Origin of the sequence: Streptomyces sp. CBMA156, from assembly GCF_014596515.1 — a bacterium.
Taxonomy (GTDB): domain Bacteria; phylum Actinomycetota; class Actinomycetes; order Streptomycetales; family Streptomycetaceae; genus Kitasatospora.
Genome location: NZ_MSJQ01000412.1, coordinates 13,921 through 35,432 on the forward strand (window position 1 = coordinate 13,921; position 21,512 = coordinate 35,432).

At 72.6% G+C, this 21,512-nt stretch carries 20 protein-coding genes; 8 read left to right on the forward strand and 12 right to left on the reverse strand.

The window, feature by feature from the left end; all coding sequences use genetic code 11:
- Positions 1–50 precede the first annotated feature (50 nt).
- On the forward strand, positions 51–1,868 hold the full coding sequence (gene asnB, locus BU198_RS36665) for an asparagine synthase (glutamine-hydrolyzing) (RefSeq protein WP_188301129.1): 1,818 nt from the start codon (positions 51–53) through the stop codon (positions 1,866–1,868).
- A gap of 151 nt (positions 1,869–2,019) precedes the next feature.
- Here the strand turns inward: asnB and BU198_RS36670 are convergent, their stop codons facing one another.
- Together BU198_RS36670 and BU198_RS36675 are read right to left on the reverse strand one after the other, a co-directional pair.
- Positions 2,020–2,859 (reverse strand): class I SAM-dependent methyltransferase, encoded by an 840-nt coding sequence (locus BU198_RS36670; RefSeq protein ID WP_188301130.1) that lies wholly within the window; start codon positions 2,857–2,859, stop codon positions 2,020–2,022.
- Positions 2,860–2,947: 88 nt separating this feature from the next.
- Positions 2,948–3,787, reverse strand: a complete 840-nt coding sequence (locus BU198_RS36675; RefSeq protein WP_188301131.1) for a cyclase family protein — start codon at positions 3,785–3,787, stop codon at positions 2,948–2,950.
- Between the two features lie 86 nt (positions 3,788–3,873).
- On the opposite strand from BU198_RS36675, the gene BU198_RS36680 reads away from it, so the two are divergent.
- Positions 3,874–4,380: a MarR family winged helix-turn-helix transcriptional regulator gene (locus BU198_RS36680; RefSeq protein ID WP_188301132.1), complete on the forward strand. Its 507-nt coding sequence runs from the start codon at positions 3,874–3,876 to the stop codon at positions 4,378–4,380.
- A gap of 5 nt (positions 4,381–4,385) precedes the next feature.
- Here the strand turns inward: BU198_RS36680 and BU198_RS36685 are convergent, their stop codons facing one another.
- Positions 4,386–5,621 (reverse strand): serine hydrolase domain-containing protein, encoded by a 1,236-nt coding sequence (locus tag BU198_RS36685; RefSeq protein ID WP_188301133.1) that lies wholly within the window; start codon positions 5,619–5,621, stop codon positions 4,386–4,388.
- Between the two features lie 209 nt (positions 5,622–5,830).
- Here BU198_RS36685 and BU198_RS36690 point away from each other — a divergent pair, with 209 nt between their 5' ends.
- Both BU198_RS36690 and BU198_RS36695 read left to right on the forward strand, forming a co-directional pair.
- Entirely contained in the window at positions 5,831–6,484 is a 654-nt protein-coding gene (locus BU198_RS36690) for a nitroreductase family protein (RefSeq protein WP_188301134.1), read from the forward strand.
- 327 nt (positions 6,485–6,811) lie between these two features.
- Positions 6,812–7,519, forward strand: a complete 708-nt coding sequence (locus BU198_RS36695) for a LuxR C-terminal-related transcriptional regulator (RefSeq protein WP_188301135.1) — start codon at positions 6,812–6,814, stop codon at positions 7,517–7,519.
- Between the two features lie 22 nt (positions 7,520–7,541).
- On the opposite strand, the gene BU198_RS36700 is transcribed toward BU198_RS36695, so the two are convergent.
- The gene (locus BU198_RS36700; protein ID WP_188301136.1) at positions 7,542–8,522 is read right to left on the reverse strand and encodes an LLM class F420-dependent oxidoreductase; all 981 of its coding nucleotides are present in this window, start codon (positions 8,520–8,522) and stop codon (positions 7,542–7,544) included.
- 149 nt (positions 8,523–8,671) lie between these two features.
- On the opposite strand from BU198_RS36700, the gene BU198_RS36705 reads away from it, so the two are divergent.
- Both BU198_RS36705 and BU198_RS36710 read left to right on the forward strand, forming a co-directional pair.
- Positions 8,672–8,995 carry an ArsR/SmtB family transcription factor gene (locus tag BU198_RS36705; protein WP_188301137.1) on the forward strand — a complete coding sequence of 108 codons (324 nt, stop codon included), beginning with the start codon at positions 8,672–8,674 and terminating at the stop codon, positions 8,993–8,995.
- Between the two features lie 153 nt (positions 8,996–9,148).
- Positions 9,149–9,550, forward strand: a complete 402-nt coding sequence (locus BU198_RS36710) for a hypothetical protein (RefSeq protein ID WP_188301138.1) — start codon at positions 9,149–9,151, stop codon at positions 9,548–9,550.
- An 88-nt stretch (positions 9,551–9,638) separates the two neighbouring features.
- Here BU198_RS36710 and rodA read toward each other — a convergent pair whose 3' ends face one another.
- The 8 genes from rodA to folC all read right to left on the reverse strand — a co-directional run bounded on the left by rodA (position 9,639) and on the right by folC (position 18,528).
- Entirely contained in the window at positions 9,639–10,838 is a 1,200-nt protein-coding gene (gene rodA / locus BU198_RS36715) for a rod shape-determining protein RodA (protein ID WP_188301139.1), read from the reverse strand.
- Positions 10,835–13,138, reverse strand: a complete 2,304-nt coding sequence (gene mrdA, locus BU198_RS36720) for a penicillin-binding protein 2 (RefSeq protein ID WP_188301140.1) — start codon at positions 13,136–13,138, stop codon at positions 10,835–10,837. Before mrdA ends, rodA begins: the two co-directional genes overlap by 4 nt.
- Before the next feature lie 51 nt (positions 13,139–13,189).
- Positions 13,190–13,828, reverse strand: a complete 639-nt coding sequence (gene mreD, locus BU198_RS36725; protein ID WP_188301141.1) for a rod shape-determining protein MreD — start codon at positions 13,826–13,828, stop codon at positions 13,190–13,192.
- 3 nt (positions 13,829–13,831) lie between these two features.
- Positions 13,832–14,779 (reverse strand): rod shape-determining protein MreC, encoded by a 948-nt coding sequence (gene mreC, locus BU198_RS36730; RefSeq protein ID WP_188301142.1) that lies wholly within the window; start codon positions 14,777–14,779, stop codon positions 13,832–13,834.
- Between the two features lie 114 nt (positions 14,780–14,893).
- Positions 14,894–15,919, reverse strand: coding sequence for a rod shape-determining protein (locus BU198_RS36735; RefSeq protein ID WP_031076009.1), 1,026 nt, complete (start codon positions 15,917–15,919; stop codon positions 14,894–14,896).
- 343 nt (positions 15,920–16,262) lie between these two features.
- On the reverse strand, positions 16,263–16,676 hold the full coding sequence (gene ndk / locus BU198_RS36740) for a nucleoside-diphosphate kinase (protein WP_188301144.1): 414 nt from the start codon (positions 16,674–16,676) through the stop codon (positions 16,263–16,265).
- Positions 16,677–16,784: 108 nt separating this feature from the next.
- Positions 16,785–17,135 (reverse strand): DUF4233 domain-containing protein, encoded by a 351-nt coding sequence (locus BU198_RS36745; RefSeq protein ID WP_188301145.1) that lies wholly within the window; start codon positions 17,133–17,135, stop codon positions 16,785–16,787.
- 1 nt (position 17,136) lies between these two features.
- The gene (gene folC, locus BU198_RS36750; protein ID WP_188301146.1) at positions 17,137–18,528 is read right to left on the reverse strand and encodes a bifunctional tetrahydrofolate synthase/dihydrofolate synthase; all 1,392 of its coding nucleotides are present in this window, start codon (positions 18,526–18,528) and stop codon (positions 17,137–17,139) included.
- A gap of 184 nt (positions 18,529–18,712) precedes the next feature.
- Here folC and BU198_RS36755 point away from each other — a divergent pair, with 184 nt between their 5' ends.
- Both BU198_RS36755 and wecB read left to right on the forward strand, forming a co-directional pair.
- The gene (locus BU198_RS36755) at positions 18,713–20,146 is read left to right on the forward strand and encodes a glycosyltransferase family 2 protein (protein WP_223245432.1); all 1,434 of its coding nucleotides are present in this window, start codon (positions 18,713–18,715) and stop codon (positions 20,144–20,146) included.
- A 71-nt stretch (positions 20,147–20,217) separates the two neighbouring features.
- Positions 20,218–21,351 (forward strand): non-hydrolyzing UDP-N-acetylglucosamine 2-epimerase, encoded by a 1,134-nt coding sequence (gene wecB / locus BU198_RS36760; RefSeq protein WP_188301153.1) that lies wholly within the window; start codon positions 20,218–20,220, stop codon positions 21,349–21,351.
- Positions 21,352–21,512: the final 161 nt, after the last annotated feature.

Here is a 21,512-nt window from a genome sequence, read left to right on the forward strand (position 1 = left end):
GAGAGGTGCGCGTGCCGCGAAGCGCTCGCCGAGCGTAGCGAGGTGGGCGCATGAGCGGTCTCGCCGGGCTGGTGTCGCGCACCGGGGATGTGCGCGAACAGGCCGATCTCGTACGGGAGTCGACCGACACCCTGACCCACCGCGGCCCGCGCGGCGGCGACACCTGGCTGGCCGGGCACGTCGGCCTCGGCCACCGCCGGTTCCACACCGGGCCCCGCAACGACGTGCCGCAGCCCTGGTTCCCGCCCGAGCTGGACCCAACGCCGGCCGTCATCGCCTTCTCCGGCGAACTGCTCAACCCGGGCCCGCTGCACACCGCGCTGACCGCCCGCGGCCACCGCATCCGCAACGGCTCGGACGCCGAACTCGCCCTGCGCGCCTACCTGGAGTGGGGCGCCGACGCCGCCGAGCGGCTGATCGGCGGCTACGCGGTGGCGATCTGGGACACCCGCACCGAGGAGCTGGTGCTGATCCGCGACCGGCTCGGCGTCGAACCGCTCTACTGGGCCGAACTCCCGGACGGTTCCCTCGCGTTCGGCTCCGAGCCGAAGGCCCTGCTGGCCGCCGGGCTGCCCGCCGAGGTGGACGCGGACGGCCTGGTGGACGTCCTCACCGTCGCGCTCAAGCGCCCCGGTGACGCCGTCTACCGCGGCCTGCACGAGGTCCGCCCCGGATGGCTGCTGGTGGCGGGGCCGAACGGCGTGCGCCACCGGCGCTACTGGGCACCGGAGGCCGCCGAGCACACCGACGACGAGCGGACCACCGTCCGCCGGGTGCGCGAGCTGCTCGCCGACACCGTGCGCCGGCAGTCCGCCGACACCGGCGTCAAGCCCGGCGCCCTGCTCTCCGGCGGACTGGACTCCAGCGCCATCGTCGCCCTGGCCGCGGCCGGCGGCGACAAGGTCTCCACCTACTCGGTCGACTTCGCCGGCAGCGAGACCGACTTCAAGGCGGACGCCCTGCACGTCAGCCGGGACGCCCCGTACGTGCGCGCGGTGGTCGACCACGTGGGCACCAGGCACACCGATTTCCTGCTGGACGCCCCTTCGCTGCTCGACCACCTGGGCGCCACCCTGCGCGCCCGCGACCTGCCCGGCGTCGGCGACCTCGACGTCTCGCTGCACCTGCTCTTCCGCGAGGTGCGCGGCCACGCCGAGGTGGTGCTCTCCGGCGAGGGCGCGGACGACGTCTTCGGCGGCTTCCCCTGGTTCGCCGCCGAGGCCGCGAACCCGACCGCCAACTTCCCCTGGTCGGCCGGGATCTCCGACCGCAGCGGGATGCTCTCCGCCGACCTGCGCCGCCACCTGGACGTGGACGCCGCGGTGGCCGCCCGCTACGCCGAGGCGATCGCCGAGGTCCCGCGGCTGGCGGGCGAGTCGGGCGCGGACCTCCGGCTGCGCGAGGCCTTCCACCTCCAGCTGACCCGCTTCCTGCCGTTCCTGCTGGACCGCAAGGACCGGATGAGCTTCGCGGCCGGCCTGCTGGTCCGGCTGCCGTTCGCCGACCACCGACTGGTCGAGTACGTGGGGAACGTCCCGTGGGCGCTCAAACGGGTCGGCGGCCAGGAGAAGGGCCTGCTGCGCGAGGCGGTCGCCGACCTGCTGCCCGCCGAGGTGGTGCGGCGGCAGAAGAGCGGCTTCCCGTTCGGGCAGAGCCCGGAGTACCTGGCGGCGGTCCGCGAGGCCGCCCGCGCCCTGCTCGCCGACCGGGACTCGCCCGCGCTGCCGCTGCTGAACGCCGACGCGCTGCGCGCCCAGGTGGACGGCGGCGACTGGCACACCGGCACCTTCACCCCGCCGCCCTGGCTGCCGCGCGCCCTGCTGCTGGACGCCTGGCTGCGGACGTACGGAGTCCGCGTGGTGCTCTGACCCTCCGACCGCACGCGGCGGCGCCGCCCGTACCCCTGGTTCCACCGGGGTACGGGCGGCGCCGCCGTTTCCCCCGGCCGCACCGCGGGAGAACGCCGGCGGGCCGGCCGCCCCGGAAGGGGTGACCGGCCCGCCGGCGGGTGCGGGGGCGTCAGACCCGCTTCCCCCAGGCGGTGAAGACCGCGAGGGAGAGGTCCCTGAACTCCGGGTCGGCCAGCTCCCGGTAGGCCGCCTCGAAGTCCTCGTCGGTGGCGAGCCCGGCGGCCAGCACGGCGGGGCGGGTCTGCTCCAGGGTGAGCCGCCACCACTCGGCCTCGTCGTCCCCGCCGGCGACCGGCTGGAAGCGCGCGTCGAGGCCGAGGCCGCTCAGCCCCTTGCCCTCCAGCGGCACCGGCAGGCTGCGCGCCCACTCGGTGTCGGTGCCCACCGCGGTCTCCAGGTGGCGGCGGAAGGCCCGCAGCACGGTCCGGTAGCCGAGGTGCGGCGAGTCCTTGATCGGGAAGAAGGCGGGCTCCTCCAGCACCAGCGTCCCGCCCGGGGCCAGCCACTCGACGAGCCGCTCCACCGCCTTCTCCGGGTCGGGCAGGTGGATCACCACGTACCGGGCGTGGATGAAGTCGAAGGAGCCGGGCGGGAAGTCGTCGGTGTAGACGTCGTGGCGCAGCACCCGCACGCCGTCGGCGGCGAGTTCGTCCAGGAAGGTGGTGTCGAGGTCGGTGACGGTCACCTCGGCGCCCTGGCCGGCCAGCCAGCGGGCGACCGAGCCGCCGCCCCCGCCGACCTCCAGCACCCGGTGCCCGGCGTGCAGGCCGAGCGCCAGGAAGCGGTCGCGGGTGTGCGCGTCCAGGACGGACTCCAGCAGCCGCAGCCGGTGCAGTTCGGTGCCGACGGCGTGGCTGAACACCCCGTCGCGGTAGCGCTCCTCGTTCCACTGCCAGCGTTCGCCGGTGGCCCCGGCGAAGACGGATTCCGAGCCGGTCTGTACGGTCATGGGCTTCTCCTGTGCTCGCGGGTCGGTCGGTGCGGACGGCGGCCGTCGGTCCGGACGGCGGCTGTCCGCCGGGCGGAGGCCGTCGGTTTCAGACGAAGGCGAGGACGCGGACCGGGCCGCCGGTCCCGCCGAGGTGCTTGGGCGCGCCGACCACGGCGACGGCGCCGAGGTCGGGCACGGTGTCGAGCCCGGCGAGGCACTCGATGGCGTACTTGCCGGCCGGCAGCAGCACCCGGTGGGTGTCCGGGTCGGCCGGGCGGGTGCCCGGGTCGAGGCTGATCGAGTCGGTGCCGACGCCGACCACCGAACGCTCGGTGACCAGGAACTGCGCGGCCTCCACCGAGATCCCGGGGAAGCGGTAGAGCCCCTCGGCCGGGTCGAGGTTGAGGAAGGCGCCGGGGGTGTCGATCCGGTGCGCCCAGTCGTTGTCGACGGCGAGCAGCGCGCCGTCGGGGATGCGGCCGTGCCGGCTCTCCCACCCGAGCAGGTCGTCGACGGTCAGTTCGGTGACGTGGTCACGGGCGGCGCGCTCGCCGATCCGGACCACGGCCAGCGGCGCGACCAGGGTGTCGGCCGGGATCTGGTGGGTGGCCAGGCCGTCGTCGTCGAAGTGCGAGGGCGCGTCGAGGTGGGTGCCGATGTGCTCGTTGTAGGTGAGCTCGAAGGCGTTGTACTCGTGCTCGGCGAGGTTGGCGAGCCGCTTGATCTCCATCGGTCTGACGTACAGCTCGAAGACCGGCCAGTCCGGGCCGACCACGTGGGTGAGGTCCCGGACGGCGCCGCGCGGCAGGCTGATCGGGTCCCTGGCCCGCAGCGGCGCCGAGACCTCGGCGGGCCCGGCGGCAGCGGGATCGGCGCCGGCGGGACCGGTGGCAGGACCGGTGGCGGCGTGGCCGGTGGCACCCGCCACCGTCTCCGGTGAGCACATGGCATTCCCCTTCCTGGAGAACATCTATGGAAAAACAATCTCCTGAACGCGTTATGCTGGTGGCCCCGCCCGCAGAAGGAGTTCCGATGGCCACCGTCCCGCGGACGCCCCGCCTCGCCTCGCCCAGCCGGACGGAGGACGGGGGCGAGCGCCGCCAGTACTTCGCGACCCTCACCCGGGAACGCCCCGACATCGCGCTCTGCCGGGCCACCACCGTGGTCGCCCGGGCGATCGACGAGGAGCTGACCGGCGCCCGGCTGACGGTGGCCCAGCACCTGGTGCTGAAGATGCTGGACGCGGTCGGGGCCTGCTCCCAGCAGGAGTTGAGCGAGCAGCTGCGGATCGACCGCAGCGTCATGGTCGGCTGCATCGACGGCCTGGAGAGCTCGGGGCTGGTGGTCCGTGAACGCCACCCCCGCGACCGCCGCGCCTACGCCGTCACCATGACCGAGGCCGGGTCGCGGGCCCTGGCCGAGGCGGAGGCGGGCATCGCCCCGATGATGGACCGGGTGTTCGCCGCGCTCACCGCCGAGGAGCGCGAGACGCTGATCCGGCTGACCCGCAAGCTCCTCACCGTCCAGCCGGGCGGGTGAACCGCTTAGCCGACCAGCGCCTGGTTGACCAACTGCCGCAGGCGTCCGTGCAGTTGGTGCGCGCTGGAGGGCATCAGCTGGGTCAGGAACAGCACCGTCAGCCGCTCCACCGGGTCCACCCAGAAGATGGTGGACGCGGCACTGTGCCAGCCGTACTCCCCCGCGCTGGCCGGCACCCCGGCGGCGGCCGGGTCCTGCACCACCGCGAAGCCGAGCCCGAAGCCGACCCCGGCGGTGGGCATCTCGGAGAACACCGGCCGCCCGACGCTCTTCAGGTCCCCGCCGCCGGGCAGGTGGTTGCGCAGCGCGTGCCGCAGCGTGTGCCGGCCGAGCACCCGTACGCCCTGGTACTCGCCCTCGCCGAGCAGCATCTGGCTGAACCGGTGGTAGTCGGCGAGCGTGGTGACCAGCCCGGAGCTGCCGGACAGGCAGTCCGGCTCGCGCAGCACGTCGCCGCCGAAGGCGTCGTTGCGCACGGCCTTCCCGCTCGCCGGGTCGACGACGTAGAAGGCGGCCAGCCGGTCGGCCTTGTCGGCCGGGACGTGGAAGCCGGTGTCGGCCATGCCGAGCGGGCCGAGCACCCGCTCGGCCAGGAACTCGTCGAGCCGCCGGCCGGAGGCGACCTCGATCACCCGCCCGAGCACGTCGCTGGAGGCGCCGTAGTTCCACGCGGTGCCGGGCTCGAAGAGCAGCGGGAAGGAGGCCCACTTCGCCACGCACGCGGCGAGGTCGAGGCCGGGCGCGGTGGTCCACTCGAAGCCGTTGGCGGTGTAGATCTCGTCCACCGGGTGCGCCCGGTGGAAGCCGTAGGTCAGGCCGGAGGTGTGGGTGAGCAGGTGCACGATCCGGATCGGCTCGGCGGCCGGGACGGTGACCGGCCTGGAGGCCGGCCCGCGCTGGTACACCCGGACGTCGGCGAACTCCGGCAGGTAGCGGGAGACCGGGTCCTGGAGGCCGATCGCGCCCTCCTCCAGCAGCACCAGTGCGGCCACCGAGGTGACGGGCTTGGTCATCGACCAGGACCGGTAGATGGTGTCCGGGGTCTGCGGCAGGCCCTTCTCGACGTCGCGGTGCCCGTACCCGGCGAGGTGGGCGACCCTGCCGCCACGGGTCACGGCGAGCTGCCAGCCGGGCAGCCGGCCGTCGTCCACGTAGGCCCTGAGGTACTCGTCGATCCGGCGCAGCCGTGCGGGATCCAGGCCCGCCTCGGCCGGTTCGACGTCGACTTTGATCTGCGACATGGCGTCCTCTCGCGGTCGAGCGATCTCGTCATGTTTCGAATGTTCGAAGATAGTGGAAGCATAGGAACAATCAACTCCGCACACAAGAGCGGAACTTGAGATCCCGTGAGGTCCACCCACTGGACTTCGAATGTTGCGCAAGTTTCGAACCATAAATAGGATCCGGAAGGATTCGCCCCCCTCTTCCGACCCGACCGGAGCTGGAGCACATGCCGCCCCTCGCGCTTTCCATCGACGAACTCCTCACCACCACCCGGGCGGTGCGCAAGCGACTGGACCTCACCCGCCCGGTGGAGCGCGAACTGATCGAGGAGTGCCTGGCCCTGGCCACCCAGGCCCCCACCGGCCGCAACCGCCAGCGCTGGGACTTCATGATCGTCACCGACCCGTCCAAGCGCGCCGCCATTGCCGACCTCTACCGGCTCGGCCTGGTCCGCCCCCGCCAGCAGGTGGTCGGCACCGGCGTGGACCGCACCACCGGCGACCAGCTGCGCCGGCTTCGCCTGGCCGAGAGCGCCCAGCACCTCTTCGACCACCTCCACGAGGTCCCGGTGCTGGTGATCCCGTGCGTCCGGATCGAGGGCCGGCACGAGGTCGACTCCTTCGTCGGCCAGGCCAACACCTGGGGCTCGATCATCCCGGCCACCTGGCAGTTCATGCTCGCCGCCCGCTCCCGCGGCCTCGGCACCGCCTGGACCACCCCGCACCTGCACTACGAGCGCGAGGCCGCCCAGATCCTCGGCATCCCCTACGAGACCGTCCTCCAGGCCGCGCTGATCCCGCTGGCCCACACCATCGGCACCGACTTCCGCCCCGGCCCCCGGGTCGGCACCGAGCAGATCGCCCACTGGGACGCCTGGTAGGCCCCGGCCCCGGCCCCGCACGGACACCCCTCCGGTGGTTCCGGACCCCGGAGGATCCTTGACCACCGATCAGGCCGATCTTTAGGATGGCTGCCATGTTCCGGGAACGTCGAGTCAACGGCCTTGCCGCCGAGGTGACTTCCGACTGCGCGACGCACCGCTGCCGCTGTCGCCCCTGAACCCTCCTCCCGCTTCCGCGCACCGATCCGACGCCGGAGCGGGATCTCCTCTCATCATCACGGTTCCGCCCCGCGGCCGGTGTCCCCACGCACCCCGCCGGTCCCGGCTGCCCGGAGTGCCGGAATCTCGACGGCAAGGAGAACGAACATGAGCCTGTCCCTCTACCGGTCCGCCGATCCCACCAGCCCGGCCGGCCCCACCGTCCGGGTGCTCATCTGCGCCGCCTCACCCCTGCTGCGCACCGGGCTGCGCACCATCCTGCAACGCTCACCCGGGCTGCAACCGCTGACCGAACTGTCCACCACCGCGAGGATCGCCCAGGCCTGCGCCGCCAAACGGCCGGACGTGGTGGTCATCGACGCCGACATGCCCGGCATGGAGGCCTGCGAGGTCAAGAAGCTCACCACCGACCGGGAGACCGGGCAGCCGGGCACCATCCTGCTGGTCCGCCCCGGCGACCCGGACCGGATGCTCGACTACCTCAGAGCCGGCGCCCGCGGCCTGGTCCTGCGGGACGGCCCCGAGTCCGACATGGTGCACGCGGTCCGGGCGGTCGCCGCCGGGAACGCGCTGATCTCCCCGCCGATCACCGCCGAGGTGGTCACCGAGATGGCCCGCCGGCTGCCGGGGCCGCCACTGCACACCCCGCCGCTGCTGCGCCTGCTCACCCCGCGCGAGCAGGAGGTGCTCACCCTGATCGCGGGCGGGCTGTCCAACGCCGAGATGGCCACCGAACTCCACCTCAGCGAGAAGACCGTCAAGTTCCACGTCTCCAACGTGCTCGGCAAGCTGCGCGTGCGCAGCCGGGCCCAGGCGATGGTCTACGCCCGGTCCGGGCAGCGGGCGGCCGGCTGAGCCGCCGGCCGCCGGCGCGGCGTCACGTCTGCGGGGCCAGGGCCCGCAGCGTGTCGCGCATCCCCTCCGGTCCGGCGCCGAACTCCGGCACCGGAATCACCGCCAGCAGCGGCGTGTCCACGCCCGCCGCGACGAACTCCGCCACCCGCTCCCGGCACTCCCCAGGGGAGCCGTGGATCAGCAGCGCGTCGACCAGGTGCCCGGGCACCGCCGCGCAGGCGCCGTGGTAGTCGCCCGCCGCCCACGCGGCGTGCGAGGCGGCCAGCTCCTCGCCGCGCCCCAGCCAGTCGTGGAAGCCGCCGTACGTCCGGGCGTTGAGGATCGGCCCGAGCAACTGCCGTCCCTGCCAGCGGGCGTGGTCGCGGTCCCTGGTCGGGCAGACGAACAGCCGGGCCACCACCTCCTTGGCGCGGCCCGCCTCCCCCATCGCGGCCCGCACCCGCGGCACGTCCGCGGCCGCCAGGAAGTTGGTCACCAGCCCGTCCGCCTCCCGCCCGGCCAGCCGCAGCATCTGCGGGCCGAGCGCGCCCATCATCACCGGCGGCACCGGGTCGGGCCGCAGCGCCGGGGTGTACCGCTCGATGGCGAAGGAGTCGAACCCGCCCTGCACCGTCCGTCCGGCCAGGGCCTGCTTCAGGAACCGCACGGTGTCGCGGACCCGGCGGTACGGGTGCTCGAACGGGATGCCGTTGATCCGGGTGACGAACGGCGGCCCCGAGGAGCCGACGCCCACCACCACCCGGCCGGGCGCGGCCTCGGCCAGCGAGGCGACCGTCATGGCGAGCAGCGCGGGGCCCCGGGTCTGCACCGGCACCACGCCGGTGCCCAGCCGCAGCGCCGGTGCCCAGGCCGCGGCGAGTGCGAGCGGGGTGAACCCGTCGTAGCCCGCGGCCTCGCCGGTCCACACGTCGGTGTAGCCCAGGTCGGGCAGCTCCTCGACCAGTGCGCGGTGCCGGTGCAGCGGGACCCCGCGCAGCGGGAGCGTCAGGCCGTAGCGGCCCACGGGCACCTCCCGGCGGTTCGCTCGCGGCGTTCGCTCATCGGGTGTCCTTCCGCGGGAACGGCGGTGCGGGCCGGCCCCATTGCCTAAGATTGGATAGTACGCAAAAGTTCGAACAATCCATCAGCGACCAGGACGACCAAGGAGCCGCCATGCGGACCCCGAGCCACCCGGCCACCGACTCCATCCAGCTCACCGGCGTCTTCCACGCCCTCAGCGACCCGGCCCGCCTCTCCATCGTGGCCGGCCTGTCCGAGGTCGAGGAGCGGTGTTGCAGCGACCTGGACGTCCCCCTCTCCAAGTCGACCCTCTCGCACCACCTCAAGGTGCTGCGCGAGGCCGGCGTCACCACCACCCGGGTCGAGGGCACCCGGCGGCTGATGTCGCTGCGCCGGGACGACCTCGACCTGCGCTTCCCCGGCCTGCTGGACGCCGTGCTGCACGCCGCGGCCCATGAGCCCGACGACGCCCACTGATTCTTCCCGACACTCCCGGGGCCGCTCTTCGGCCGTACGACCGGTCTGTGCCCCGGCCTTTGGACCTGAATCGGCCCCGCCCGGCCCCACCGCGCGCGCCGATGGCCCAGGCTGAGGCGTCCCCGCCGCCCACAGCCCGTACCGGAGGCCGCCGTGCCCGTCGAAACCCGTGCCCACGAGACCGCCGCCCGCGCCGCCCTCGACGGCTTCCTCGACGCCCTCAACAGCCGCGACCTCGCGGCCTGGGCCGAGACCCTGCACTACCCCCACGTCCGGGTGCACGAGGGCGAGGTGACGGTCTGGGAGGACCGGGACGGCTACGTCGAACGCTCCGCCCCCGAACTGGAGCAGCTGGTCGGCTCCGGCTGGGCCCGCAGCGGCTGGGAGAGCGTCGAGCTGAGCCAGTCCTCCCCCGACCAGGTGCACGCCCTGGTCCGCTTCGCCCGGTACGACGCGGCCGGGGAGCACACCGGCTCCTTCGACTCGGTGTACGTGCTCACCCGGCGCTCCGGCCGCTGGGGCGTGCTCGCCAGGATCGGCTTCCGGACGGTCTGACCCGCCCGCCACGGCCGCCGGGGGCACCCCGGACACGGCGGCGGGGCCGGCCCGGGAAGTCCCGGACCGGCCCCGCCGCACCGCACGCTCAGGCCGCTATCGGCCGCTGGCTCCGCACCGCCTGGAGCAGCCCGATCGCCAGCCAGTTCGCGAACATCGAGGAGCCGCCGTACGAGACGAACGGCAGCGGGATGCCCGCGACCGGCATGATGCCCAGGCACATCCCTATGTTCTCGAAGGCCTGGAAGGACAGCCAGGCGATGATCCCGGCCGACACGATCGTCCCGTACAGGTCGGTCGCCTGCCGGGCGATCCGGCAGGCCCGCCACAGGATCACGCCGACCAGCGCGATGATCGCCAGCGCCCCGATGAAGCCGAGCTCCTCGCCCGCCACGGTGAACACGAAGTCGGTCTGCTGTTCCGGCACGAACTGCCCGACGGTCTGGGTGCCGTGGAACAGCCCCTTGCCGGTCAGCCCGCCCGAACCGATCGCGATCCGGGCCTGCGCGGTGTTGTAGCCGACGCCGTTCGGGTCCAGCTGCGGGTTGGCGAAGGCCGCGAAGCGGTCGATCTGGTACTGGCTCAGCAGCCCGAACTTCCAGATCGCCACGCACCCGGCGGTGCCCGCGACCAGCAGGCCGAGCACCCAGCGGTTCGCCGCGCCCGAGCCGAGCAGGATGCCCAGCACGATCGCGGCCATCACCATCACCGAGCCGGCGTCCGGCATCAGCATCACTATGGCCATCGGCAGCCCGGCCCAGAGCAGGCCCCGGAACACCGCCCGGTGCGAGGGGAACTCCCGCTCCCCCGCGTCCACCTGGTCCGACAGCACGACCGCCATCGCCAGCACGATCGCGAGCTTCGCGAACTCGGCCGGCTGGATCGAGAAGCCGCCGCCGAGCTGGATCCACGAGTGCGCGCCGTTGATCGTCGAGCCCAGCGGGCTGAGCGTCGCCATCAGCAGCACGATCACGCCGACGTACAGGAACGGCACGATGGTGCGGAAGCGCCGGCTCCCTATCGCTATCACCACGGCGCACAGCACCAGCCCGACCACGAAGTTGGTCAGGTGCCGGTACAGGAAGTACTGCGGGTCCCCGTGGGTCAGCGAGTCGCGCCCGCGGGTGGCCGACCAGACCAGCAGCGAGCTGCCGGTCGAGAGGGCCAGCGCGGCCAGCAGCAGTATCCAGTCCAGCCGCCACAGCGGGGAGTCCTTGGCCAGGGCCTTGGAGACCCCGTTGCGCTGCGGGGCCAGCCGCAGCTGCCGGTACGAGCCGTAGGAGGTCATGCCCGTCCCCTTCCCGGTCCGCGCGTCGGTTCGAGCGCGGCGTCGGCCGCGGTGTGCGACGCCGGCTGGTCGGCCGGCGGCATCCGGTCGAGGAAGGCCGCCGCCGCGGGGGCCGCCTGGGCCGGGGCCATGGTGAGCGGCACCGGGGCCGGCGCGACGGCCGCGCCCTGGGTGCCCGCCGCCTGGCCGGCGCCGTACGAGACCGGCTTGATGATCGCGGTGCCGTCCGGGTTGAACTTCGGCAGCTCGGTCTGCGGGGCGGGCAGCAGCGCCTTGCCGTTGTCGATGGTGCCCTTGTCGTCCACGCCGTACAGCGCCTGGTAGATCCGGCGGATGGCGTCACCGGAACCGCCGGAGCCGGTGCCGCCCTGGCTGATCGTCATGACGACCGCGTAGTCCTTGCTGTACGTGGTCAGCCAGGAGGTGGTCTGCTTGCCCTCGACCTCGGCGGTGCCGGTCTTGGCGTGCAGCGCGATCTTGTCCTGCGGCCAGCCGTTGAACTTCCAGGCCGCGGTACCGGTCTTGACGACGCCCTCGGTGGCCTGGTTGATGTAGCTGAGCAGCTTCTCGTCGCCGGGGAACTTGGCGTCCTCGTGCGGGGCGATCTCGTGGACGAGGTCCCCGCCCGGGCTTATCACGGCCTTGGCGACGGTCGGCCGGTAGAAGGTGCCGCCGTTGGCCAGCGCCGAGTAGATCCGGGCCATCTGGACCGGGGTGACGAGCGTGTCTCCCTGACCGATCGCGAAGTTGACGGCGTCACCGGCGCGCATCTGGTAGCCGTCGACGCAGTTCTCCTTGGCGATCTGGTCGGAGAAGCTGGTGCCGCCCTTCTGCGCCTGCGCGCACCAGGCGTCCTTGTTGTTGTCGTAGAAGCTCTGCTTCCACTGCCGGTCCGGCACCCGTCCCGGCACCTCGGACGGCAGGTCGATGCCGGTCTTCGCGCCGAGGCCGAACTGGTGGGCGGTCTTGGTGAACCAGTCGCCCGGGTCCTTCTTCGGCTTGATGCCGCCGTCCTTCAGCCACTGGTCGTACGCGAGGCCGTAGAAGACGGTGTCGCAGGAGACCTCCAGCGCCTTCTCCAGGGAGATCTGGCCGAAGTTCTCGCTCTCGAAGTTCTTGAACTCGCGGCCGCCGATGGTCATGCTCTTCGGGCAGTCGTAGTGGCCGTCCAGCGAGTAGCCGGCCTGCACGGCGGCGGTGGTGGAGATGACCTTGAAGGTCGAGCCGGGGGCGGACTGACCCTGTATGGCCCGGTTCAGCAGCGGGAAGTTGGACTCCTTGCTGGTCAGCGACTGGTAGTCCTTGCCGCTGATGCCGCCCACCCAGAGGTTCGGGTCGTAGGTCGGGGCGCTCGCCATCGCGACGATCCGCCCGGTGTGCACGTCCATCACCACGGCGGCGCCGGAGTCGGCCTCGTAGTTGCGGCTGGTGACCTTGTCGTACGTCTTCCTGGCGTCGGCCATGGCCTGCGCCAGGTTGTCCTCGACCACCTTCTGCACCCGGGCGTCGATGCTGGTGACCAGGTTGGCGCCGGTCTGCGGGGCGACGGTGCCAGCGGTGCCGATCACCCGGCCGAGGTTGTCCACCTCCAGCTTGGTGATGCCCGCGGTGCCGCGCAGGTCGCGGTCGTACACCGACTCCAGGCCGGCCCGGCCGATCTGGTCGGCCGGCAGGTAGCGGTCCAGGCCGGTCTTGTCGGCGGTCTTGCCGACCTCCTCGTCGGTGACCGGCGAGAGGTAGCCGAGCACCTGGGCCAGGTTGGCGCCCTCGGCGCCGGTGTAGCGGCGCACGGCGGTGGGCTGCGCGGTGACCCCGGGGAAGTCCTCGCGGCGCTCCATTATCTGCATCGCCTGCTGGGTGGTCGCCTCCTTGGTGACCGGGATCGGCTGGTACGGCGAACCGTTCCAGCAGGGCTGCGAGGTCTTGGCGTCGCAGAGCCGCACCTTCTCCTGCACGTCCTTGGCCGGGATCCCCAGCACCTCGGCCAGCCGGGACAGCACCGCCTTGCCGCCGTCCTTCTGCTGGAGCAGCGAGGTGCGGCTGACCGACACCACCAGCCGGGTCTCGTTGCCGGCCAGCACCCGCCCTGAGGCGTCCAGGATCTCGCCGCGGACGGCCGGCTCGACCACCTCGCGGATGTGGTTGCCGGTCGCCTTGGCGGTGTACTCCTTGGCGTTGCGGATCTGCAGGTACCACAGCCGTCCGCCGAGGGTGGCGAGCAGCGACAGGACCAGGATCTGCAACACCACCAGACGGATCGTCACCCGCCGGGTGCGGCCGGTCTCGGGGATGTTGCTCACGTCTCGTGCACTCCAGGATGCGGGGAGGTCGGGAGGTCTGGGCCTGACCGGTTACGGGCGGCGGGCGAAGCCGGGCACGCGCCGCTTCTTGTACGACGGACCCATCGAGCCCTCGCGGGTGGTGCGGTAGCGGGCGAGGGTGCCCAGGCCGGAGCCGCCCTCGTCGTCGTCGGCGGCGGCCACCGGGTCGCGCCCGAAGCGGCGGCCGAGGTACATCACCAGCGGCACCACGAAGGGTGCCAGCAGCAGGTCGTAGAGCAGGGCGCTGATCACCAGGCCGCCGAGGCCGACGTGCCGGGCCGCGGTGTCGCCGACCAGGGCGCCGACCATCGCGTACAGCAGGGTGGAGGCGATCGCCGCGACGCCGACCACCAGCAGCGAGCCGGCGACCGAGCGCTGGCGGCCGTGGTCCGGGCGCAGCAGCCCGGCGGCGTAGCCCATCAGGCAGAGCACCAGCGCATAGCGGCCGATGGCGTGGTCGGAGGGCGGCGCGAGGTCGGCCAGCAGGCCGCCCCCGAAGCCGACCAGGCAGCCGCCGGTGGGCCCGTAGACCATGGCCAGGCCGACCACGACGAGCAGCAGTATGTCCGGGGTGGCTCCCGGGAGCTGGAGCCGGCCGAAGACGCTGACCTGGAGGATCAGGCCGAACAGGACGAGGCCGGCGGAGACGGGGATGCGGGCGAGGCGCATGGCTCAGTTCCCCCCAGTGGGCTTGGCGGGCAGGGCGGCGGGCGCGGCGGCCGGGGTCTGGGCGGGCGCCTCGGCCGGCTGGCCGGCGGCGGGGGCCGGCGGCAGCACGGCGTCGCGCGGGTCGGTGCGCGGCGGCACGACCACCACGCCGACCAGGTCCAGCCGGGTGAACTGGACGAAGGGCTCGACCAGGACGGTCTTGGTCAGCTGCCCGGCGTTGGCCTGGACCTCGGTCACCTTGCCGACGGGGACGCCGGGGACGAACGGGCGGCCGCTCTGCGAGCCAAAGGTGACCAGCCGGTCGCCGGCCTTGACCTGGGCCTTGCCGTTGAGCAGCGAGACCTTCATCGGGCTGTCGCCGCCGCCGGAGGCGAAGCCGATCTCGCCGGTGCCCTCCAGTCGGGTGCCGGCCGAGAAGCCGGGGTCGGAGGCGAGCAGCACGGTGGCGGTGGTCGGGGCGACGGTGGTGATCCGGCCGACCAGGCCCTGGCCGTTGACGACGGTCATGTCGCGGGTGAGGCCGTCGTCGCTGCCGGCGTCGATGGTGATGGTCCAGGAGAAGCCCTGGGCCGGGCCGATCGCGATGACCTGGGCGGCCTTGACGGTGTAGCCGCCGGCGCCGGCGGTGCGCAGCAGGTCGTCCAGCTGTTTGGTGCGCCCGGTGGCCGTGTCGGAGGAGGCGAGCTTCTGCCGCAGTTCGGTGTTCTCTCGGGCGAGCTGGTCGGTGCGGCCGCTGTCGGTGGCGGCGTCCCGGAAGGCGCGGACGGTGTCGGCGACCGGGTCCACCACGGTGGCGGCGCCGCGCTCGACCGGTCCGAGGACGCTGGCGGCGGCGTGCCTGGCCGGGCCGAGCGGGGAGTCCTCACCGCCCTTGATGTCCACGGTGATCAGCGCGAAGGCGACGGCCACCAGCAGGATCAGCAGCAGCCGGCTCTCTCGTGTGTCCCTCACGGTGCTGGTACTGCCCCTTCGTACCTGGCCGCCGCCCGGGGCCGTGGGGCCCGGGCGGCGGCCCGTTCAGTCAGTGTCGGATGTGCCGCGTGGTGCCGGAGGTGCGGCGGCCTGTCAACGACGCGGCGAAGCGTCGAGTACCTGCTGGAGCGCCTCGAACTCCTCGACGCACTTGCCGGAGCCGAGTGCGACGGAGTCGAGCGGGTTCTCCGCGATGTGGATCGGCATGCCGGTCTCGCGGCGCAGCCGCTCGTCCAGGCCGCGCAGCAGGGCGCCGCCGCCGGTGAGCACGATGCCCCGGTCCATGACGTCGCCGGCCAGCTCGGGCGGGCACTGGTCGAGGGTGGTCTTGACCGCGTCGATGATCGAGTTGACCGGCTCGTCGATCGCCTCGCGGACCTCGGCGGCGGAGATGACCACGGTCTTGGGCAGGCCGCTGACCAGGTCGCGGCCGCGGATCTCGGCGTGCTCGTCCTTCTCGCCCTCCAGGCCGAAGGCGCTGCCGATGCTCATCTTGATCTGCTCGGCGCTGCGCTCGCCCAGGAGCAGCGAGTACTCCTTCTTGATGTGCTGGACGATCGCGTTGTCCAGCTCGTCGCCGGCCACCCGGATGGACTGGGCGGTGACGATGCCGCCGAGGGAGATCACGGCGACCTCGGTGGTGCCGCCGCCGATGTCGACGACCATGTTGCCGGTCGCCTCGTGGACGGGCAGGCCGGCCCCGATCGCGGCGGCCATCGGCTCCTCGATGATGTGCACCTGGCGGGCGCCTGCCTGCGAGGAGGCCTCGATGACGGCGCGGCGCTCGACTCCGGTGATGCCGGAGGGCACGCAGACCACGACGCGGGGGCGGGCCAGGTAGCGGCGGCGGTGGATCTTGAGGATGAAGTACCGCAGCATCCGCTCGGTGATCTCGAAGTCGGCGATCACGCCGTCCTTGAGCGGGCGGATGGCCACGATGTTGCCCGGTGTGCGGCCGATCATCTTCTTGGCCTCGGCGCCGACCGCGAGGATGCCGCCGGTGTTGGTGTTCACCGCGACGACGGACGGCTCGTTCAGGACGATGCCCTTACCCCTGACGTACACCAGCGTATTGGCTGTTCCGAGGTCGATCGCCAAGTCGCGGCCGATGAACGACAGGTTGCTCGCCATGGGGTGTGGGTGCCTTCCCGGGCTCGGAGTTTCATGAGAGGTGGACGAATGCGCGCCCACGCTTGGGCGGAGACCAGCTGAGCTGCCTTACCGGGCCCTTGAGTCGCGTCCATCGTAGTCACGCCGTGCGGTGGGGACGTCGACGTGGGGCATACCGTCCATTGTCCGGGGCGTGCTCGCATCTCCGAGGATTGGGACGCCGTGTCGGCGCCGCCAGTTCCCTATTTCACGATAAGAATGCCCCGGCCGGGCCAATGGTCCCGACCGGGGCGGTACGAACGTCCCCCGGGCGTGTCGCCCCGTTCCCGCCGGGCGTGTCGCCCGGTCGGGGTCAGGCGTGCGCCGGGAAGAAGATCTTGATCTCGCGCTCGGCGGACTCCGGGGAGTCGGAGGCGTGGATCAGGTTCTCGCGGGTGATCGTCGCGTAGTCGCCGCGGATGGTGCCGGCCCCGGCCTCCAGCGGGTTGGTGGCGCCGGCCAGCATCCGGATGCCCTTCACGACCTCCTCGCCCTCGACGATCAGCGCGATCGACGGGCCGGAGGTCATGAACTCCAGCAGCGGCTCGTAGAACGGGCGGCCGACGTGCTCCGCGTAGTGCTGCTCCAGCGTCGCCCGGTCGAAGGTGCGCAGCTCGATGGCGGCGAACCGCCAGCCGGCCTTGCGCTCGAAGCGGCTGATGATCTCGCCGGCCAGGCCACGGCGGACGGCGTCGGGCTTGAGCAGGACGAGAGTGCGCTGGGACACGGTGCGTCTCCTGGGGATTCGGTTCGGCAGACAGTCGGGTCGACAGACGGTGCCGACCAGGCAGAGGTTACCTTGCGTAAACGGCGTGTCGTTGCGCCGGTCCCGGCCTCAGACCTGTACTGCGGCGGCCTCGGCGGCGGCCCTGGCGGCCTTGAAGTCGTCGACCTTGCGGCCGTAGTGCACGGAGCACCACCACAGGCCGGCGAAGACCACGCCGAGGCCGAACATGGTCGGCAGGACGAAGCCGGCGGCGATCAGGCCGATCTGCAGCGCCCAGCCGACCTGCACCGCGCCGGGGCGGTTGATCATGCCGCAGAGCAGGATGCACAGGGCCATCGCGATGCCGCTGACCGTCCAGATCTCCCCGTTGGAGACGTCGGAGAGCCGCATCGCGACCAGCGCCGCGAACATGATCAGCAGCGCTTCGCCGATCAGCGTCGAGGAGCAGAGCGTCCTCATGTCACTTCCTCCCGAGCAGCAGGCGGGCCTCGCCCACCGTGATGACCGAACCGGTGACCAGCACCCCGGCGCCGCTGAGGTCGCCCTCCTCCTCGGCGAGGGTGACGGCGGCGGAGATGGCGTCGTCGAGCCGGGGCTCGACCTGGACGCGGTCCTCACCGAAGACCTCGACCGCCAGGGCGGCGAGCGCGTCGACGTCCATCGCGCGGTGGGTGGAGTTCTGGGTGATGACGACCTCGGCCAGGATCGGCTCGAAGGCCTCCAGCACCCCGGCCACGTCCTTGTCCCCGGAGGTGCCGATCACGCCGACGAGCCGGGTGAAGCCGAAGGACTCGGTGAGGGCGGCGACGGTGGCGCGGGCGCCGTGCGGGTTGTGCGCGGCGTCCAGGAGGATCGTGGGGCTGCGGCGGACGACCTCTAGGCGGCCCGGCGAGGAGACGCCGGAGAACGCCTGGCGGATCTTGTCCACGTCGAGCTGCCCGCCGCGGGCGCCGCCGACGCCGAAGAAGGCCTCGACCGCGGCCAGCGCCAGGGCCGCGTTCTGCGCCTGGTACTCGCCGTGCAGCGGGATGAAGACGTCCTCGTACTCCTCGCCGCCGAGTCCGCGCAGCGTCACCAGCTGGCCGCCGACGGCGAGTTCACGGCGGATCACGCCGAACTCCATGCCCTCGCGGGCGACCGTGGCGTCCACCTCGACGGCGCGCCGCAGGATGGTCTGGGCGGCGTCCAGCTGCTGCTGGGCGACGACCGCGACGGAGCCGGACTTGATGATCCCGGACTTCTCGCCCGCGATCTCGCCGGTGGTCTCGCCGAGCTTGTCGGTGTGGTCCAGCCCGATCGGGGTGATCACGGCGACGGGGGCGTCGATGACGTTGGTGGCGTCCCAGGAGCCGCCCATGCCGACCTCGACCACCGCGACGTCCACCGGGGCGTCGGCGAAGGCCGCGTAGGCCATGCCGGTCAGCACCTCGAAGAAGGACATCGGCACCGGCTGCGCCGCGTCGACCATCTGCACGTAGGGCTCGATGTCGCGGTAGACCTCGACGAAGCGCTCCGGGGTGATCGGGGCGCCGTCCAGGCTGATCCGCTCGGTGACGGACTCCACGTGCGGGCTGGTGTAGCGGCCGGTGCGCAGCTCGAAGGCGTTGAGCAGCTGCTCGATCATCCGGGCGGTGGAGGTCTTGCCGTTGGTGCCGGTGATGTGGATGGAGGGGAAGGACCGCTGGGGCTGGCCCAGGATGTCCATCAGCGCCTCGATCCGGTCGAGCGAGGGCTCCAGTTTGTTCTCCGGCCAGCGCTTGGAGAGCTCCACCTCGACGTCGCGCAGGGCGTCGCCGGTGCCGCCGTCGGCGGGGCGGATGGTGTACGGGTTCGGGTCGGCCTTGTCGCTCACGACCACAGTCTACGGAGCCCTGGCGGGTCCTCCTCACGGGGTGAGAACGACCACTTTGCGTCTTCTTTGCCGTGATCATCCGATTTCCTCCCTTTACTATCGATTTAGCGATCTGAACCGCAATGAAGCATCGATTCGCAACCGATAGGAGCCTTCGGCCTTTGATCATGAGGAGTGCTGCGTCATGCCCGATGCCCTGCGCGAGTGGATCGTGCTGCGCCAGGAGGCCGTCGTCTGGATCGCCGGACTGATCTCCCTGGCGCTCGTCGCCTACATGGCACTGGTCTTCGGACGCTTCCTCGTGTACTGGGCCGGCTCCCGCCACGCCTTCCGGCACAGCCGCCCCGCCGAGCCCGGCGACCCCGCCGCGCTCCGGTGGCACCTGGTGATCCCCTGCCGCGACGAGGAGTCCGTGGTCACCCAGACCCTGGACGGCCTGCGGACCAGCGCGCCCGAGGCCCACCTGTGGGTCATCGACGACGACAGCGAGGACGCCACCCGCGAGCTGGTGCTCGCCGCCGCGGCCCGCGACCCGCGGATCCACCTGGTCCAGCGCCGCCGCCCGCACGCCCGGATCGGCAAGGGTGCCGCCCTCAACGCCGCCTACCGGGAGATCTCCGCCTGGCTGCCCGAGGACACCGACCGCTCCCTGGTGGTGATCGGCGTGGTCGACGCCGACGGCCAGCTCGACCCCGGCACCCTCGCCCACGTCTGCAACGCCAAGGCACTCGGCCGGCCCGACACCGGCGCCGTCCAGATCGGCGTCCGGATGCGCAACGCCGACGACGAGCTGCCGCTGCCCGGCCGCGGCCGGGCCGCCAACGCCCTGGCCCGCGCCCTGGTGCGGATGCAGGACGTCGAGTTCCAGGCCAACAACGCCGGCATGCAGCTGCTGCGCCGCCGCACCGGCAGCGTCGGCCTCGGCGGCAACGGCCAGTTCGTCCGGCTCACCGCCCTCGACTCGCTGACCGCCGAGGAGGGCCGGGCCGGCCGCCCGTGGCCGGAGCGCGCCCTGCTGGAGGACTACGAGTCCGGCCTCGACCTGCGGCTGGCCGGCTGGCGGCTCACCCACGTCACCGAGGCCCAGGTCTCCCAGGAGGGCCTGATCTCGCTGCGCCGCTTCCTCACCCAGCGCACCCGCTGGGCCCAGGGCAACATGCAGTGCCTGCGCTACACCGGCCGGGTGCTGCGCTCGCCGCACTACCCGCCGTCCGGCAAGGCCGAGGTGCTGTACACCTTCCTCCAGCCGGTGGTCTGCGTGCTGCTGGTGCTGCTCCTCCCGCTCTCGCTCGGGATCACCGGCGCCGGGATGGTGCTCTTCCCCGAGGAGACCGCCGAGTTCCAGCTCCGGTTCGGCCCGTGGATGCTGCTCGTCCTCGTGCTCGCCACACTGCCGATGGTGTTCTGGGGCTTCGCCTACCGCAGCCTCGTCCACCCCGACCGCAGCCGGCTGACCGGCCTGCTCTGGGGCGTCCTGGTCTGGCTCTACGCCTACCACCTGTTCGTGGTCGCCACCCGGGCCGCCGTCCGGATGCTGCTCGGCCGCAACGGCTGGGCCAAGACCCGCCGCAACGCCGAGAAGGTCACGATCGGCGCGCCCACCGCGCTCGAGTCCTGAACCGCTCCCACCCCCACGCCTCCCTCCCCGCCCTTCCGCCCCCGCCGGTCCACGGAGTCCCCCGCATGAGCATGTGCCTGCCCCCGTCCAGCGTCGCCGTCGTCCTCGGCACCCGCCCCGAACTGGTCAAGCTCGCCCCGCTGATCCACGAACTGGGCGACGCCACCCGGCTGGTGCACACCGGGCAGCACTGGGACGAGTCGATGTCCGGCCGCTTCCTGCGCGACCTCGACCTGCCCGAGCCCGAGCTGCTCACCGGCGTCGGCGGCCGCCCCAGGGCCGGCCAGATCGCCCAGTCGCTGGGCCAGCTGGACGCCGCCTTCGCCGAGGACCGCCCGGTCGCCGTGGTCGTCCAGGGCGACACCAACGCCACCCTGGCCGGGGCGCTGGCCGCCAACGCCCGGGAGATCCCGCTGGTCCACGTCGAGGCCGGGCTGCGCAGCTTCGACCGGGCGATGCCCGAGGAGCACAACCGGGTGATGGTCGACCACGTCTCCGATCTGCTCTGCGCCGCCACCGGCGACAACGTCGCCAACCTGCGCGCCGAGTCGCTGGCCGAGGCCCGGATCGAGCTCACCGGCAACACCGTCGTCGAGGTGGTCCGCCGTCAGCTGCCGGACGGCGCCGCCCGCGCCGCGCTGCTCGCCGCGCACGGGCTGCGCCCGGACGGGTACGTGCTGGCCACCGTGCACCGCCCGGAGAACACCGACACCGCCGAGGCGCTCGGCGCGGTGCTGGCGGAGCTGGACCGGATCGCCCGGGCCGGCACCCCGGTGCTGTTCCCGATGCACCCGCGCACCCGCGCCGCCGTCGAGCGCTTCGGCCTGGACGGCCTGCTGGAGCGCCTGGCCGTCACCGGTCCGGTCGGCTACGGCGACTTCCTGGGCCTGGCGGGCCACGCCGCCCTGCTGGTCTCCGACTCCGGCGGCGTGCAGGAGGAGTGCACCGTGCTGGGCCGCCCGCTGCTGGTGGTGCGCCGCTCCACCGAACGCCCGGAGGCGGTGGCGGCCGGCTTCGCCGCGCTGGTGCGGCCCGGCGAGGAGCTGGGCGCCCTGGCCGCGGCCTGGCTCTCCGACACCCCCGAGCGGCTCGCCCGGCTGGCGGCCACCCCGAGCCCGTACGGCGACGGCCTGGCCTCGGCCCGGATCGCCGCGCTGACCGCGGCCGTCGCCGAGTCGGCCCAGGCCGGGCCCCCGGCCGCCTAGGCGCTCTTGACAGTCGGATTGGTCTACTCCACCTTGTGAGGCAAGTCTCCGTTCCCGACCGGGACTTGAGTTGTCGGTAGCTCCCGCACGTGCACATCGACACCCCGGACGGCGTTCCTCCCCCACGAGGCGCCGCCGGGTCTCCCCCCACTGGAGATGAC

Excerpts from the sequence above, each read along its gene's own strand:
- BU198_RS36755 (WP_223245432.1), top strand. The coding sequence starts at position 18,713 with ATGCCCGATGCCCTGCGCGAGTGGATCGTGCTGCGCCAGGAGGCCGTC.
- BU198_RS36685 (WP_188301133.1), bottom strand. The coding sequence starts at position 5,621 with ATGTCGCAGATCAAAGTCGACGTCGAACCGGCCGAGGCGGGCCTGGAT.
- mreD (WP_188301141.1), bottom strand. The coding sequence starts at position 13,828 with ATGCGCCTCGCCCGCATCCCCGTCTCCGCCGGCCTCGTCCTGTTCGGC.
- rodA (WP_188301139.1), bottom strand. The coding sequence starts at position 10,838 with ATGACCTCCTACGGCTCGTACCGGCAGCTGCGGCTGGCCCCGCAGCGC.
- BU198_RS36670 (WP_188301130.1), bottom strand. The coding sequence starts at position 2,859 with ATGACCGTACAGACCGGCTCGGAATCCGTCTTCGCCGGGGCCACCGGC.
- BU198_RS36695 (WP_188301135.1), top strand. The coding sequence starts at position 6,812 with ATGAGCCTGTCCCTCTACCGGTCCGCCGATCCCACCAGCCCGGCCGGC.
- BU198_RS36680 (WP_188301132.1), top strand. The coding sequence starts at position 3,874 with ATGGCCACCGTCCCGCGGACGCCCCGCCTCGCCTCGCCCAGCCGGACG.
- BU198_RS36675 (WP_188301131.1), bottom strand. The coding sequence starts at position 3,787 with ATGTGCTCACCGGAGACGGTGGCGGGTGCCACCGGCCACGCCGCCACC.
- BU198_RS36745 (WP_188301145.1), bottom strand. The coding sequence starts at position 17,135 with ATGAGGACGCTCTGCTCCTCGACGCTGATCGGCGAAGCGCTGCTGATC.
- BU198_RS36705 (WP_188301137.1), top strand. The coding sequence starts at position 8,672 with ATGCGGACCCCGAGCCACCCGGCCACCGACTCCATCCAGCTCACCGGC.
- BU198_RS36690 (WP_188301134.1), top strand. The coding sequence starts at position 5,831 with ATGCCGCCCCTCGCGCTTTCCATCGACGAACTCCTCACCACCACCCGG.
- wecB (WP_188301153.1), top strand. The coding sequence starts at position 20,218 with ATGTGCCTGCCCCCGTCCAGCGTCGCCGTCGTCCTCGGCACCCGCCCC.
- asnB (WP_188301129.1), top strand. The coding sequence starts at position 51 with ATGAGCGGTCTCGCCGGGCTGGTGTCGCGCACCGGGGATGTGCGCGAA.